Here is a 14639-nt window from a genome sequence, read left to right as displayed (position 1 = left end):
GGAGAGGGGAACACAATGACAAACTATGATGTGACAGCGCTGGGAGAGCTTTTGATCGACTTCACTCCCTCCGGATTGAGCGCCCAGGGAAATCCTGTCCTGGAGCAGAATCCGGGCGGCGCACCGTGTAATGTCCTGGCCATGCTGGCAAAATGCGGCAGGCAGGTGGGATTTATCGGTAAGATCGGAAAGGATATTCATGGAAGGTTCCTGAAAGATGCTATTATGGAAGCAGGCATTGGCCTGGACGGCCTGGTCATGTCGGATGAGGTCCATACAACCCTTGCCTTTGTAAGCATAGACGGATCGGGGGACAGGAGTTTCTCATTTTACCGTAACCCCGGCGCTGATATGGCCCTGAGGCCGGATGAGGTGAATCTGGATATGATCAGCCATTCCAGGATATTTCACTTTGGCACCCTGTCCATGACCCACGATGGAGTGCGCAGGGCCACCAAGGAGGCGGTGGAATGTGCAAAGGCCAGCGGATGTATGATCTCCTTTGACCCCAATCTCCGTCCGCCTCTCTGGGAGGATATGGAGGAGGCCAGGAGACAGATGATTTACGGGGTATCTGTGTGCGATATCCTGAAGATCGAGGATAAAGAGCTGAGTTTCATGACCCGGACCGAGGATGAGGGGGAAGGGGTGCGCCGTTTACAGGATACATATGGTATTCCCCTTATTCTGGTCACGGCAGGAGCAGAAGGGAGCAGGGCTTACTGGGCCGGAAATTCCCTGAAAGCAGAGGCGTTTTTAACGGACCGGACCATTGACACCACGGGAGCGGGAGATACGTTCTGCGGATATTGCCTGAATTATCTTCTGGACCATCCGCTGGGATCCCTGACCATGGATAAGGTCGGAGAAATGCTCACAGGCGCCAGCGGGGCGGCGTCCATTGTCACCACCAGGAAGGGGGCTTTGCGCTCAATGCCTGAGTTGGCGGAGGTGGAGGCGGCGGTAAAACAAAGGACCGTCACCCGGGGATGATTATTTGAAATTCCTTTGGAACCCAATCATTGTAAAGAAAGAATCAAGTATGATCCCCTGGCTCAGCCAAACTGACAAAGGGGATCCTTTTTATTTTCAGTTTCCCCTTAATGCCGTTGTCCGGAGACTTCATCTTGAGGCAGATCCCAATCGCCGGTAAGAGATGAATATTAATATCACGGTAATGTAATATTCAGTAAATAATAAGGTATGGGCTCCGCAGTTCTGATATAATCAAAGCATACTGACACTACAGCGAGAGAAGGAGGAACATGGGACATGAAACGGATGATCACAGGAAGAAGCGGGGCCTGGATCCTAGTGCTGTGCATGGCGGTGCTGATCGGATGCAGCCAGAGAGCGGATGGGGCTGGGACAGCAGGAACGCCGGTGGAGACAGGAACAGCAGGAGCAGCGGGAGAGACGGACACACCAGGAGCAGCAGAGGAGGCAGGAACGCCGGGGACAACGGGAATACAGGGAAATGAAGATACTCTGCCCCCGATGGAAGAAACCGTTAATCGTTTTGAGATCCTGGATGTAAAGGAAAGCAGCATGCTGGTCTGCGGCCTGGATGATATGAAAGGCCTGTACCATGTGGGGCACGGTGAGGTTCTGAAAGATGTGGATCAGAAGGCGATCCAGGTATCGGACCTGGAAACAGGGATGATTGTGGATCTGACCTGGAATGGGGCTGTGCAGGAAACATATCCTGGGCAGTTTAGTTACCGGAAACTTCAGGTCACGGAGGAAAGGGGAAGCAGGGAACTGGAATTCTACAAACAGCTGATCCGGGATCTGGCGGAGGTGGATCCCGGGCTGAATGACGGGGTCACAGAGAGCTATTTTGACTTAACCCAGATGGAATCCCTGACTGATGCGGAAAAGGAAGGCCTGGCGTACATGGGAGGCGGTAGTTTTAATGTATGGGGATTCCTCTCCACGCCGGAGCAAGTGACACAGGATGGGATCATGGACCCCCAAAAGGGCCTGGAACATGGGATACTTATAACCATTGAGGAGATATCCGTCACGGAGACGGCCAATGAGGGCGGGGATGGCGATGTGATCACTGTGAACTGCAATGCGAGAAAGTACAGAAGCGGCACAGGGGCATATTATTTTACAGATGTAAAGGCAACATTCCAAGATGGCGGATGGAGTTATACCATAGGAGCAGAGATGATAAGCTGAAGGAATTTTTCCATGACCCGGACGGCCTTCCTTTGGAGCCTCATGAGTGAGAGGCAGGCACCGGCGCTTTGGGCCGTTCATGGTAAAAGGCAGTGAGCAAATTCCACACGGGAAGCAGGTACAGGTAAAATGCGTACAGCATACACACCATGGGCGCTCCGATGGTGGCCACAGGTACGGCGCCTGCAATTCCCCAGGGAACCAGGGCCGCAAGCACGATCACGGTATCTTCAAGGGCCAGAGCCAGTTTTTCCTTGCTGGGATACAGGGTATCGCACATCTGGCAGGTCAGTATGGTTGCCAGGCTCTGGTTGCAGCTCACGGCACAGGACAGTACGGAAGTGACCACCACGGTCCCAAACGGCGTAAAGATCCTGGCTGAGCGCTGGAGTGCGGATTTCACACCGGCCAGCAGGCGGGTGCGGGAAAAAATGCCGGAGTAGGAGGAAGAGATCAGTACAATGATGCCCACCTTGACCATGGAGGATATACCGCCTCCATTTAACAGGGATGACAGGCGTGTTTCGGATTCTGCCCGGTAACCGGTCCAGAGACTTTTCATAAGATCCGCAGGCATAGCTCCCTGATACAGGACCGCCACCACGGCAGCGGCAGCAATACTGGCACCCATGGCGTATTTTACATCCACATGGAAAAGGGCCAGTCCGAGAATGATAAGGGCGGGAAGGGCTGTTGCCGGGTGAAGGGAGAAGTTGTCCCGGAACAGTGCCAACAGGCCGCTGTCCACCTGCGCCCCTGTTTCCCTTCCTGCCAGAGCCACGTACAGGATACAGCTTATGAGCAGGGGAATGAGACAGGTGCGGCACATATTTTTCAGGTTTGTGTAAATATCGGTCCTGGTCAGGGTGCACACCAGCTGGGCGCTGGAGGACATGGGGGAACAGCGGTCCCCAAAAAAGCTGCCGGAGAGGACCGCTCCTCCTGTGAGGGCGGGATCCAGACCGGCCGCGTTGGATATCAGCATGCAGATAACACCCATGGTGCTGGCAGTCCCAAACGAGGTGCCTGTGAGAAAGGACATCATGGAGCACAGGAGAAATGTGCACAGCACAAAGAACCTGGGATCGATCAACCCCATGGCATGGTACAGGATAAAGGGAATGGTGCCGCAGGTGCGCCAGATGGATGTAAGGGAGCCGATCAGCACAAAGATGATAAGGATATTCTTAACTTTTCCCATGCCTTCTCCCAGCATGGAGCAGGTTTCCCTGACAGAATACCCTCTGGAAAGGGTGTAGAGGGAAAAGCAGGCAAGCCCAAACAAAAGCGCGTACAGGATTTGTATTCCTGTAAAGATACACAGGCCAAGCCCTGCCAGAAACAGTCCAAGTGTGATGATTTCAGCAATCATTTTAATCCCCCTGATACGGAAAAATAGGCGGCCGACAAGCGGCCGCTTATTATATTCTATATGGTATTCTATAGCGTAAGGGATATAAAGTCAATGGGTTTCATTTGTACGGCAGGAACCGCATGATAAGCTGGCACACTGTCTCAAACACGCCGGACAGCACCATTACCAGGATAGGGCTCATTTTAAAACGTATCAGCAGTACCAGAGCGCCCAGGAAAATGCAGACAGAGCGCAGGTTGAGCGCCTGGAGGTCCGGCGTAAATCCGCCCAGCCCCCAGAAGGCAGTCACCAGGATGCTGACACCGGCAGCGCCGATCATGGCCACCACCGCGGGCCTTAAGGACTGGAGCACACCCTGTATAATGCTCAGGTTTCGGTACTTCAGATAGATACGTGCCAGCAGGGTTACCAGGATACAGGAGGGCAGCACGCACCCGGCCGTGGCTGCCAGGGCGCCTGGGGTTCCGGCGATCCGGGTCCCCACAAAGGTGGCTGAATTGATGGCAATGGGTCCGGGGGTCATCTGGGAAATGGTTACCAGGTCGGTAAACTCAGCCAGGTTCAGCCAATGGTGCAGGTCCACCACCTGATTCTGGATCAGGGGCATGGCGGCATATCCGCCTCCAAAGCTAAAGGCGCCAATCTGAAGAAAACTCAGGAACAGCTGAAAATAAATCATAATGTCCGGCCTCCTTCCTTGCGCGTCTTTTCCGCTCGGAGGGTGCGGGCCACACCGATCAGGGCGCAGATCAGGATGATCAGGATCACGTTCACATTAAGAATATAGTTGGCAACAAACGCGGCGATCATGATGCATACAGAGATCCATTGCCGGTTCTTTGCAATACCGCTGCCCATTTCCCACACGACCTGGGCAATGACGGCTCCCACTCCGGCCTGCATGCCGCCCAGCATCCAGCCCACCACCAGGTTGGAGCGGAACGCCGCATAGAACAGGGAAATGGCAGAGAGGATGACAAAGGGAGGGATGACCGTGGCTAACACGGAGGTGAGAACGCCGGCCATGCCCGCCAGCTTGTAGCCCACCACAATGGCGCCATTGACGGCAATGGCCCCCGGAGAGGACTGGGCAATGGCCACCAGGTCCAGCATTTCCTGCTCATCGATCCAGTGGTATTCGTCCACGAACTTCTTTTTCATCAGGGTGATGATCACGTACCCGCCTCCAAAGGTAAAGGTGCTCAGGTACAGGGTAGAGATAAAAAGCTTACATAATAAAGAGCGGCGCCCCTTTGGATGGGACGCGGGCTGGGATTTTACATTGACGACCATAGGGAGTACTTCCTTTCCGCGTTTATTCTGTCTCTATACACTATACAGCTTGCAAATATATATGTAAAATACTATAATTAAATAATATTTATAATAAAACCATTATATATTTTCGGCTGATCCATGGGCCGGGAAAATTGGAAAGGAGAAATAGTATGACGCTGCGCCACTTACGGATCTTTGTGGCTGTATGTGAGACGGGGAGTATGACGGCGGCATCGGCCCAGATGTTTATTGCCCAGCCGTCCATCAGCCTGGCCATATCGGAGATGGAGGAATATTATGGGGTAAAGCTGTTTGACCGGATCTCACGCAAGCTGTACCTGACGGATAATGGGCGCAGGGCCCTTCAGTATGCCAGACATCTTATAGACCTGTTTGACGAGATGGAGCAGGGGATCAGGGACCAGGACGCGGTGGGACAGCTGAGGGTGGGCACCAGCATTACCATTGGCACCTATCTGCTTCCCCAGTATATCAACAGGTTAAAGCAGGTATATCCTTCCGTCCGGGTGGAGGCATTCATTGGAAATTCCGGGAGTGTTGAGCAGCAGATCCTGGATAATCAGATCGATATCGGAGTCATAGAGGGGGTATCCCACAGCAGCTATATACTCAGCGAGAGCTTCCAGGGGGACAGGCTGGCTTTTATCTGTTCCGTGGAACATGCCTTTGCGGGCAGGACGCTGAAGGAGCTGGCCGAAGTGAAGGATCAGGATTTTATCCTCAGGGAAAAGGGGAGCGCGGGCAGGGAGATATTTGATGGTCTGCTGGCCGCCCAGGAGCTGGCGGTTGCTCCGCTGTGGCAGAGCGCCAGCAATCAGGCCATTCTTCACGGGGTCAGGTCAGGGCTGGGGATATCCATCCTGCCATATTCTCTTGTGCAGGAAAGCCTTAAAAAGGGGGAGATTGCGGAATTTAAGATCAAGGGAATGGCCCTGAGCCGCAAATACTCCGTGATCTACCATAAGAACAAGTTTTTGTCCCAAAGCGCAAGGACCTTGGTGGAAATCTGCAAGGGGGAGGAGTTTCCGGGAAACTCCAAAACAGGATAAGGGCCTTATGCCAGCAGCTTACGCAGCTTCCGGGTGTCCACCACCGTGATGGTTCCCCTTCCAAGGGAAACAATCCCTTCCTTTTCAAAATATTTCAGCATCCTGGAAACCACTTCCCGGGCCGTACCCAGATTTTTTGCAACCTGTTCATGGGTGGTGGAAATGGTGTTGGTCCGGGACTTAACCTGCTCATCGGCCAGATAGGCGGCCAGGCGTTTGTCAAAGCTGGAAAAGAGAAGCTGGCCCATGGACCACATCACATCGGAGAAACGTTCCGCTGTCCGGCGGTAAATATAATTTTCCGCATAGATATTATCCTCCATCAGGCGGTGGATGCAGGCAGCCGTTGTGATGAGAAGGGTGGATTCCTCCACAGCCTCTATGAAAATGTCAAATGTGATTTCCTGCATCATACACGCAGCGGAAAGAGTGCACACATCCTCGGCACCCAGCCGGAACAGGGTTACCTCGCGTCCTTCCTCAGACTGGATATAGGTGCGGACCTGGCCTGAAAGCACAAGGATCACACCCAGGCACTCCTCGGAGCGGCTGTGGATAAAGCTGCCGGGGGAGTAGGCGCGGATGTGGGAACAGGAAACCAGCTGGTCCTTTTGTCCGGGACTGAGATGGTCCCAGAAGGGATAGCTGGTTTTTAAGGTCTCTGTTATATTATAGGAAACAGTACTCATGGCAGATGTTCCTCCTTTAACAAAAAATCATCTCACAAATCTGTGTGCCGGGAGATTCCGGGAGCACACTCATCTGCCATAAGTGTATCCTGTTTTTTGTCCTTTGTCAAAGAATCTGTCTGAGTGCCTGCTTTGGCTTTGCAGATCATCTGGGTCATGGTGCCCATGGGACAATAGACGCACCAGGAGCGGGGGCGGAACAGTACCATGGTAACCAGGCCCAGTATGGTGGAGGTGAGCATCACGCTGTAAAAGCCGAATGCAAACTGTGACATCCACAGGGGAAGCCCTGTAACGTAATAGGCGTGGTTCCAGGGAAGGCGGAAGGTCCAGAGCACAGTCACCACCTGTTTTAAACCGGTTCTTCCCCTGAACACCAGGTAGGTGCCCAAAAGCATCTGGCAGAACATGACCAGGAAAAAGACAAGGAAGCCGTAGCGGAATGCCCTGGACTTCATCCAGTTGGGAATGGGCCGGTTGGAGGAAAGGCGGAATGTTTTCCCCATAACGGAAAACAGCTGTCCCCTGCCGCAGTACCGGTTACAGTAAAGCTTGGAGCCTGTGGACAGGGAGATGAACAGAGGGACCAGAAAACAGATCAGGCCAAGCCAGGCGAACATGATGTTGAAAAATCCCAGGATCAGGTAAGCAAGGGAGGCGATCCATAAATAATCGTACCAGTGTTTGCCGGAACCGGCTTTTGTTTTCCGGGAAATGGAATCTGATTTTGATGTGCTGCCCATACTATGCTTCTCCTTTCCGGTTGTCTGAAGATGAGTTGGTTTTTATTTGGCGGGGAATGATATCAATGACAGATGCAGGACATTCCCTGGAGCATTTGCCGCATCCCACGCACAGGTCCGGGTGTACCACTGCGTAGGAGCCCTTCCAGATGTCCAGGGCCTGGCGTGGACATACCTTAAGGCAGCAGCCGCAGGCAACGCAGTCGTCTTGGTGGACATAGGCAATGGATTTAGATAAGGGTTTCATTATTAAATACCTCCGGTTTGCTGTAGTGTACTCTCGGAGTCATCCCGCAAATCCGGGTAGCGGGAGACTATGGGAGTACACTGTATCTTGTTAAAGGATACCACATACCGGGGATAGGGTCGGTGACCGCGGTCACATAGAAGCAATGTACGGAAGCGGTGTACAGATGTACCGTATAAAAATTAAAAACCGCGGCCTGTGTGAGGGGCCGCGGTTTTTAAATCTATTTTGGTAGCTGTCCGTCCGATGTGAAAATGGGTGTAAAAACGGACTTATAAGCAAGCTTAATGCCCGCTTTTGCACCCATTTTCCCGCCGTTCTGAACTGTTACCAATTTTGTAAGGATCGTGCAGACTATTTATTCTTCTGGATCTCCCGCTCCATATCGGCCGGGGACACAAGACCTACGGACTTACCAACGATCTCGCCCCTTTTCATGTAGAGGAGGGTGGGAACGCTCATGACCTGGAAACGGGAAGCAAGATCGATCTCCTCATCAATATCTACCTTATAAAAATGTACGTCCCCGTACTTGTCAGCCATACGCTCTACAACGGGTGAAAGCATCTTGCAGGGACCGCACCATGTTGCAAAGAAATCAACGATCACCAGATCATCCCCTGCGTTTACTGCCTGATCAAATTCGCTTTTAGATAAATGTTTAATTTCCATGATAAAACCTCCTGATTTATATTCAATATTATTATTTCATTAACTGCTTATAGCATACCACATTTTAGCGGAGAGTTATGTGACAAAAATCACCAAACATTCATTCTTATATCTAATGTTTAAGATTCCTCCTTTAAGCCAAACTTATAAGAGGACGGACAGGGTTTTATTTCACTCTGTCACCGTGTCATAGGGCCAATCTGCAATGCCGCCAAAATCATAGACATTGGTATATCCCAATTTGATCAATTTGTCGGAGGCCTGCCTGCTCCTTATCCCGGTGCGGCAGTGGACTAAAAGGACCGCGTCCAGGTCCGGAAGTTCTTCCGGCTGTGTGTCGCCGATCTCCTCATTTGGAACCAGGATGGAGCCGGGGATATGTCCTGCCGCATATTCATCCGACCTGCGCACATCCACCACCGTAACGTCTCCCTTATCCATCATTGCCTTTGCTTCCTGGGCCGTGATCTTGCGGTAGGTGCCCTGTGCTTCCTGGGGCTGTGCTTCCTGTGCTTGTGTTTCCTGGGGCATTGCCTGCGCAGAAGGCGGGGGAGCTGCTGTTGCGGTGCCGCCGGATGTGCTGCACGCGGCCAGGGCGGCGCCGCACAGGAGAAAAACAGCAAATAGGGTGGGATTTAGTTTCTTCATCACATGGCTCCTTTCTGTAATTGGTTTTAATACAGTTCATACTGTAACTATAAAACATACAGTTAAAAATGTCAATAGGATTCCTTAACTTTTTTTGAAAAATATTGTTTGAGGTATAAAAATATCGCATTGTATGCTATACTTATGCCCATAGCGTGTTTAAAAATTCATTTCCGACAGTCTGTCCCAACGGATCCGCCAGGCCCTGCCCGGCACAGTGGGACATAGCGCGCCCGCTTCGCGGTACATTGGCCCCGATTCAGCCGGCGTAGCCTTCTACGTCATCTTCTTCGGGGCCATAGTTTCCGGGAGATGGGACGTGCTGCTGCCGGAACCTGTTTTTAAACAGACATGTTTCAGGATGGAGATTGTTTTATGCCAGTAAAAGATCAAGACAACGGGTATGCCATCAATGTTGCGGATGTGACAAAGGTATACAGACTATATGAGAAACCCATTGACAGGCTGAAGGAATCCATGAGCATTTCCCATAAGAATTACCACAGGGATTTTTATGCATTGAACCAGTTGTCCTTCCAGGTAAAAAAAGGCGAGACCGTAGGTATCATAGGAACCAATGGTTCGGGCAAGTCCACCATTTTAAAGATCATCACAGGTGTTCTGACCCCCACCACAGGCCAGGTGGAAGTGAATGGAAAGATATCGGCCCTGCTGGAGCTGGGCGCCGGCTTTAATATGGATTACACGGGAATTGAAAATATATATATGAACGGCACCATGATGGGGTATACGAAAAAGGAGATGGACGCCAAGCTTCAGGATATTCTGGACTTTGCGGAGATCGGGGATTTTGTATACCAGCCGGTGAAGACTTATTCCAGCGGTATGTTTGTACGGCTGGCTTTTGCGTTAGCCATTAATGTGGATCCTGAGATACTGATCGTGGATGAGGCTCTGTCCGTGGGAGATGTATTTTTCCAGGCGAAATGCTACCGCAGGATGGAGGAGATACGCCAGAAGGGAACGACCATTTTGATGGTGACCCATGACATGGGGAGCATCATCAAATACTGTGACAAGGTAGTGCTGCTAAACAAGGGTGAATTTGTGTCGGAGGGCGAGCCCGGCCATATGGTGGATCTATATAAGAAGATACTGGCCGGTCAGATGGATTCCCTGAAAGCGGAGCTGGACAGGGAAAAGGCCGAGGATCCGGTAGGGATGTCTGACTTTTCCGGAGGCATGGGCCTGGATCAAAAGGAGGAAGGCCATGTAACAGGCCAACTCATGAAGGACCAGCTGACCATTAACTTTGACAGGACGGAATACGGGGACGGACGGGCGGAGATCTATGACCTGGGCCTCTTTGATGAGAGGGGCAATATCACCAACCTTCTCCTTAAAGGGGAAATGTTTACGATCAAGGAGTGCATCCGGTTTAACACCGAGATTGACGCACCCATTTTCACCTATACGATCAAGGACAAAAAGGGCACGGATCTGACCGGCACCAACACCATGTTTGAGGGAGCGGACATAAAGCCGGTGAAAAATGGGGATGAATATACCGTGGAGTTTACCCAGAAGATGACGCTTCAGGGAGGCGAATATCTGCTGAGCATGTCCTGTACCGGATTTGAACACGGGGAGCACGTGGTGTACCACCGCCTGTATAATGTGACCAATATCACCGTGATATCCAACAAGAACACAGTGGGCGTATATGATATGGAGTCCCAGGTCAGGGCAGAAAAGAAAAGCAGTGACAGTTAACATGCTAAAGTAAAAAGAGGAAATTCATGAACGACATCAGTTATGAAATCTTAGATTTATTTAAAACATACGGCAGCACGCAGGAAGGCATAGAGCGGGCGCTTACATCAGACCACCGTCCGGAGGTGCTTCATGCCCTGACTCCTGTCCGGGAGAATCTTCTGGAGTGGCTGGATCTCTCTGTCCATGACCAGGTGTTGGAGATAGGATCCGGTTACGGTGCGTTCACCGGGCTCCTGGCTGACCGCTGTGCCCATGTGACGGTGATGGACAGCAGGGATGAAAATCTGGCCGTTAACCGGGAACGGAACCGGGACAAGTCCAATATTACCTATGGACTGGAGGACGGGGAGAGCAGGTTTGACTGGGTTTTCCTCATAGGGCCGAGCAGCGGAACGGGGCAAAAGGCTGATATAAGACAGATCATAGGCCGGGCCGGGAAATACCTGAAGGATCATGGCCGCCTTGTATTTGCATGTGAGAATACCATAGGGCTTCGGTTTTTGGCAGGAGGCGGATATGACCCACAGGAGGGCGCCTGGATGAAGGGGGAGCTTGAGGCAGCCTTTTTGGATGCCGGACTGCCCCGGGTTGAGTTCTACTACCCTATGCCGGATCACAGGCTGCCTGTGTCCATTTATTCAGACCGCTATCTTCCGGGCAAGGGTGACATTACCCACATGGATATGGCCTATGACAAACCGCGGTATGCCTGTTTTCATGAGGAAGAGATCTTTGACAGGCTTATCAGCGAGGGGGACTTTGGACGGTTTGCCAATGGATTTTTAATTGTGGCGTCAGCGGATGCCCCTGCCCAGAAAACCATCTTCACAAAATATAACCGTACCAGGAAAGGAAAATTCCAGATCCGGACCAGCATTCTGGAGGAAAAGGGAACCCGCTATGTGGAAAAGGCGGCTCTTGGGAGCCAGGGAAGCTGGCATATTCTTTCCTTTCAGAAGAAATACGGACAACTCCAGGAATTTAACCCTTCGGTCCGTGTGCTGGAGCCGGATATATCCCGGGACGGGATGACGGTGCGGTTTTCCTTTTTGCGTGGAGAGACACTGGCAGAACGTCTGGGCAGGGAGATCAGGGAAGGAAAAGCGCCTGTGGAGGCTATAGAGGCAGCCATGAAGGTGCTCTTTGGCGTGCCAGAGGACCAGATCATGCCCTTTGCCGTTACACCTGAGTTTACGGAGGTATTTGGGGAGATACCGGATATCAGCGACAGTTCCTACCGTGTGAGCAACATTGACGGGCTGTTTGAAAATCTGATGGTCGTAGAGGGAGAGGACGGCAGGGAAGACGGTCTGTACTGTCTGGATTACGAATGGGTGTTTGATTTTCCCGTACCGGCCCATTTTGTACAATACCGTAATCTGGCTTATTTCTATTATAAATATGAAAACTTACTGGACTATGAAGGGCTGGAAGGGTTTCTGAAGGAATTCTCAGTATCCGGGGAGATGGCGTCCGTGTATGCTTCCATGGAAAGAGCCTTCCAGTCCTATGTGCACGGGGATGGAAACCAGGGATATCTGGCAGGCTACAGCCAGAAGGTGACCACATTGGAGGAACTGAGGCAGGCAGACCAGGGCCTTGCCAGGGCAAAGGACAGGATCAACCAGCTCCAGGCAGAGGTGGAGGAAAAGAATCTCCAGATCCGCAAGGAACAGGAGGTGCAGCGCCTGACCAACAACCATGTGGCCAACCTGGAGGTGATGATCAGGGACCTGCGCCATGAGATTGATGAGCTTGGCAAGCTGGCCACCTATCTGAACGGCCACGAAGCCCTTATATTCAAACTGCGCCGCAAGCTGGGCAATGGGGTGAACCGGGTATTCCCAAAGGGGACCAGGAAACGCAAGATCCTGAACTATTGTTTTAATACGGTAAAACACCCGGTGCGTTACGGCAGGATGTATGCGGCCAAAGAGGGGCGAAACCTGATCAATGGGGATTTTGAAATCGGGGAGGATTACCTGAAATATGGCAGACTAAGGTTCCCCCAGGTGCCGGGCCAGGGAAAAGAGGGACCCGGAGGCTGGGAAGGCCCCATGGTATCCATTGTCATTCCCTGCTACAACCAGGTGCATTACACCTATGCCTGCCTTCAGTCGATCCTGGAATTTACAAAGGATGTGACATATGAGGTCATTATTGCCGATGATGTATCCACGGATGCCACCGCCCGGCTGGACCAGTATGTGGAAGGCCTGGTCATCAGCCGCAACCAGACAAACCAGGGATTTTTGAGAAACTGCAACCATGCCGCAGAGGCGGCGCGGGGCAAATATATCATGTTCCTGAACAATGACACCAAGGTGACCCGGGGATGGCTTTCATCTCTTGTAACACTGATTGAGTCGGATCCCTCCATCGGCATGGTGGGATCTAAGCTGGTGTACCCGGACGGACGTCTCCAGGAAGCAGGCGGCATTATCTGGAGCGATGGCTCCGGCTGGAACTACGGCCGTCTGGATGACCCGGACAAAGCGGAATACAATTATGTAAAAGATGTAGACTATATATCAGGAGCAGCCATTCTGCTGCCCGTGTCCCTGTGGAAGCGGATCGGAGGATTTGACCAGCGGTATGCGCCGGCTTACTGCGAGGATTCGGACCTTGCGTTTGAGGTGAGAAAGGCCGGGTACCGGGTAGTGTACCAGCCGTTGTCCAAGGTGATCCACTATGAAGGCATTTCCAATGGCACGGATGTGAATGGTACCGGGCTTAAGCGCTATCAGGTGGAGAACAGTGAAAAGCTGAAGGAAAAATGGGCGGTGGAGCTGAAGGGGCAGTGCGTCAATACGGGCAATCCCAATCCCTTTAGGGCAAGGGAACGCAGCCAGGGAAAGGAGATTATCCTGGTGGTGGACCACTATGTGCCCACCTTTGACAGGGACGCCGGTTCCAAGACCACATACCAGTACCTGAAGATGTTCCTGAAAAAGGGATATGTGGTGAAGTTTTTGGGCGATAATTTCCTTCACGAGGAGCCCTATTCCACCACCCTGCAGCAGATGGGGATCGAGGTGCTCTACGGCGATGGATACGCGGCAGGCATCTGGGACTGGCTTAAGGAAAATGGGGATGAGATTTCCTATGCTTACCTGAACCGTCCCCATATCGCCACCAAGTATGTGGATTATATCAGGGATTACACCGGGATAAAGGTGATTTATTATGGCCATGACCTGCATTTTTTGCGTCTGGGAAGGGAGTATGCCCTGACCGGGGATATTGAGATCAAGCGGGAAGCAGATTACTGGAAATCCGTGGAACTGACCATGATGCATAAGGCAGCGGTATCTTATTATCCCTCCTATGTGGAGATCGATGCCATCCATGCCATTGACGGAAGCATCCGGGCAAAGGCCATAACCGCTTATGTATATGACACATTCCTTACGGACATCCGGGATGACTTTGCAAAAAGGGAAGGTTTGCTGTTTGTGGGCGGCTTTGCCCATCCGCCTAACGCGGATGCGGTGCTCTGGTTTGCAAGGGAGATCTTCCCGGGGATCAGGGAGCGCATACCGGGCATAAAGTTTTACGTGGTGGGCTCTAAGGTGACGGATGAGATCAGGGCCTTGGAGCAGGATGGAAATGGAATCATCATCAAGGGGTTTGTAAGCGAGGAGGAACTGGAAAGCCTTTATGCAAGCTGCAAGCTGGTGGTGGTGCCCCTCCGGTACGGAGCCGGAGTCAAGGGCAAGGTGGTGGAGGCCATTTACAATGGCGCTCCCATTGTGACCACCTCCACGGGAGCGGAGGGCATTCCCTTTGTGGAATCCGTCCTGGAGACGGCAGACGAGGCGGAGCAGTTCGCGGACCGGGTGGTAAACCTGTACCGGGACAATGAGCGGTGCAGGGAACTTTGCCGCAAAACCCAGGATTATATTAAAAAATATTTCAGCCTGGAAGGGGCCTGGAAGGTAATTGAGGAAGATTTTACACAGAGATAAGGATGTGCATTGGCCGTTGCAGCAG

The 14639-nt window shown here is 52.1% G+C and carries 13 protein-coding genes; 5 read left to right on the top strand and 8 right to left on the bottom strand.

The window, feature by feature from the left end; translation table 11 throughout:
• Positions 1-15: 15 nt before the first annotated feature.
• Entirely contained in the window at positions 16-993 is a 978-nt protein-coding gene (locus HMPREF9469_RS21560; protein WP_007866729.1) for a carbohydrate kinase family protein, read from the top strand.
• A 279-nt stretch (positions 994-1272) separates the two neighbouring features.
• Complete coding sequence (locus HMPREF9469_RS21555) at positions 1273-2187, top strand: hypothetical protein (protein WP_007866726.1); 915 nt, start codon at positions 1273-1275, stop codon at positions 2185-2187.
• A 40-nt stretch (positions 2188-2227) separates the two neighbouring features.
• Here the strand turns inward: HMPREF9469_RS21555 and HMPREF9469_RS21550 are convergent, their stop codons facing one another.
• The 3 genes from HMPREF9469_RS21550 to HMPREF9469_RS21540 form a co-directional block, all read right to left on the bottom strand.
• Positions 2228-3559: a Na+/H+ antiporter NhaC family protein gene (locus tag HMPREF9469_RS21550; RefSeq protein WP_007866723.1), complete on the bottom strand. Its 1332-nt coding sequence runs from the start codon at positions 3557-3559 to the stop codon at positions 2228-2230.
• A gap of 100 nt (positions 3560-3659) precedes the next feature.
• The gene (locus HMPREF9469_RS21545) at positions 3660-4241 is read right to left on the bottom strand and encodes a chromate transporter (RefSeq protein WP_007866721.1); all 582 of its coding nucleotides are present in this window, start codon (positions 4239-4241) and stop codon (positions 3660-3662) included.
• Positions 4238-4855 carry a chromate transporter gene (locus HMPREF9469_RS21540; protein ID WP_007866718.1) on the bottom strand — a complete coding sequence of 206 codons (618 nt, stop codon included), beginning with the start codon at positions 4853-4855 and terminating at the stop codon, positions 4238-4240. Before HMPREF9469_RS21540 ends, HMPREF9469_RS21545 begins: the two co-directional genes overlap by 4 nt.
• 155 nt (positions 4856-5010) lie before the next feature.
• Between HMPREF9469_RS21540 and HMPREF9469_RS21535 the strand changes: the two genes are divergently transcribed.
• The gene (locus tag HMPREF9469_RS21535; protein ID WP_007866716.1) at positions 5011-5910 is read left to right on the top strand and encodes a LysR family transcriptional regulator; all 900 of its coding nucleotides are present in this window, start codon (positions 5011-5013) and stop codon (positions 5908-5910) included.
• Between the two features lie 5 nt (positions 5911-5915).
• Here HMPREF9469_RS21535 and HMPREF9469_RS21530 read toward each other — a convergent pair whose 3' ends face one another.
• From HMPREF9469_RS21530 to HMPREF9469_RS21510, 5 genes are all read right to left on the bottom strand, one after another.
• On the bottom strand, positions 5916-6599 hold the full coding sequence (locus HMPREF9469_RS21530; protein ID WP_007866714.1) for a Crp/Fnr family transcriptional regulator: 684 nt from the start codon (positions 6597-6599) through the stop codon (positions 5916-5918).
• 32 nt (positions 6600-6631) lie between these two features.
• Complete coding sequence (locus tag HMPREF9469_RS21525) at positions 6632-7342, bottom strand: hypothetical protein (RefSeq protein ID WP_007866712.1); 711 nt, start codon at positions 7340-7342, stop codon at positions 6632-6634.
• Between the two features lies 1 nt (position 7343).
• The gene (locus HMPREF9469_RS21520) at positions 7344-7589 is read right to left on the bottom strand and encodes an ATP-binding protein (RefSeq protein WP_007866711.1); all 246 of its coding nucleotides are present in this window, start codon (positions 7587-7589) and stop codon (positions 7344-7346) included.
• A 354-nt stretch (positions 7590-7943) separates the two neighbouring features.
• On the bottom strand, positions 7944-8261 hold the full coding sequence (gene trxA / locus HMPREF9469_RS21515; RefSeq protein WP_007866709.1) for a thioredoxin: 318 nt from the start codon (positions 8259-8261) through the stop codon (positions 7944-7946).
• Between the two features lie 171 nt (positions 8262-8432).
• A complete protein-coding gene (locus tag HMPREF9469_RS21510; protein WP_007866707.1) occupies positions 8433-8909 on the bottom strand; it encodes a rhodanese-like domain-containing protein in 477 nt (158 codons plus the stop codon).
• 375 nt (positions 8910-9284) lie between these two features.
• Here HMPREF9469_RS21510 and HMPREF9469_RS21505 point away from each other — a divergent pair, with 375 nt between their 5' ends.
• Both HMPREF9469_RS21505 and HMPREF9469_RS21500 read left to right on the top strand, forming a co-directional pair.
• Complete coding sequence (locus HMPREF9469_RS21505; protein ID WP_007866704.1) at positions 9285-10643, top strand: ABC transporter ATP-binding protein; 1359 nt, start codon at positions 9285-9287, stop codon at positions 10641-10643.
• 26 nt (positions 10644-10669) lie between these two features.
• Positions 10670-14614: a glycosyltransferase gene (locus HMPREF9469_RS21500; RefSeq protein WP_007866702.1), complete on the top strand. Its 3945-nt coding sequence runs from the start codon at positions 10670-10672 to the stop codon at positions 14612-14614.
• Positions 14615-14639: the final 25 nt, after the last annotated feature.

The organism is [Clostridium] citroniae WAL-17108 (assembly GCF_000233455.1).
Classification (GTDB): domain Bacteria; phylum Bacillota; class Clostridia; order Lachnospirales; family Lachnospiraceae; genus Enterocloster; species Enterocloster citroniae.
Note: the sequence above shows the minus strand (reverse complement) of the source record. Positions and strands in the feature narration are given on the sequence as shown.

Bases quoted from the DNA above. Each gene is read 5' to 3' on its own strand.
- HMPREF9469_RS21560 (WP_007866729.1), top strand. From the start codon at position 16: ATGACAAACTATGATGTGACAGCGCTGGGAGAGCTTTTGATCGACTTC.
- HMPREF9469_RS21555 (WP_007866726.1), top strand. From the start codon at position 1,273: ATGAAACGGATGATCACAGGAAGAAGCGGGGCCTGGATCCTAGTGCTG.
- HMPREF9469_RS21550 (WP_007866723.1), bottom strand. From the start codon at position 3,559: ATGATTGCTGAAATCATCACACTTGGACTGTTTCTGGCAGGGCTTGGC.
- HMPREF9469_RS21545 (WP_007866721.1), bottom strand. From the start codon at position 4,241: ATGATTTATTTTCAGCTGTTCCTGAGTTTTCTTCAGATTGGCGCCTTT.
- HMPREF9469_RS21540 (WP_007866718.1), bottom strand. From the start codon at position 4,855: ATGGTCGTCAATGTAAAATCCCAGCCCGCGTCCCATCCAAAGGGGCGC.
- HMPREF9469_RS21535 (WP_007866716.1), top strand. From the start codon at position 5,011: ATGACGCTGCGCCACTTACGGATCTTTGTGGCTGTATGTGAGACGGGG.
- HMPREF9469_RS21530 (WP_007866714.1), bottom strand. From the start codon at position 6,599: ATGAGTACTGTTTCCTATAATATAACAGAGACCTTAAAAACCAGCTAT.
- HMPREF9469_RS21525 (WP_007866712.1), bottom strand. From the start codon at position 7,342: ATGGGCAGCACATCAAAATCAGATTCCATTTCCCGGAAAACAAAAGCC.
- HMPREF9469_RS21520 (WP_007866711.1), bottom strand. From the start codon at position 7,589: ATGAAACCCTTATCTAAATCCATTGCCTATGTCCACCAAGACGACTGC.
- trxA (WP_007866709.1), bottom strand. From the start codon at position 8,261: ATGGAAATTAAACATTTATCTAAAAGCGAATTTGATCAGGCAGTAAAC.
- HMPREF9469_RS21510 (WP_007866707.1), bottom strand. From the start codon at position 8,909: ATGAAGAAACTAAATCCCACCCTATTTGCTGTTTTTCTCCTGTGCGGC.
- HMPREF9469_RS21505 (WP_007866704.1), top strand. From the start codon at position 9,285: ATGCCAGTAAAAGATCAAGACAACGGGTATGCCATCAATGTTGCGGAT.
- HMPREF9469_RS21500 (WP_007866702.1), top strand. From the start codon at position 10,670: ATGAACGACATCAGTTATGAAATCTTAGATTTATTTAAAACATACGGC.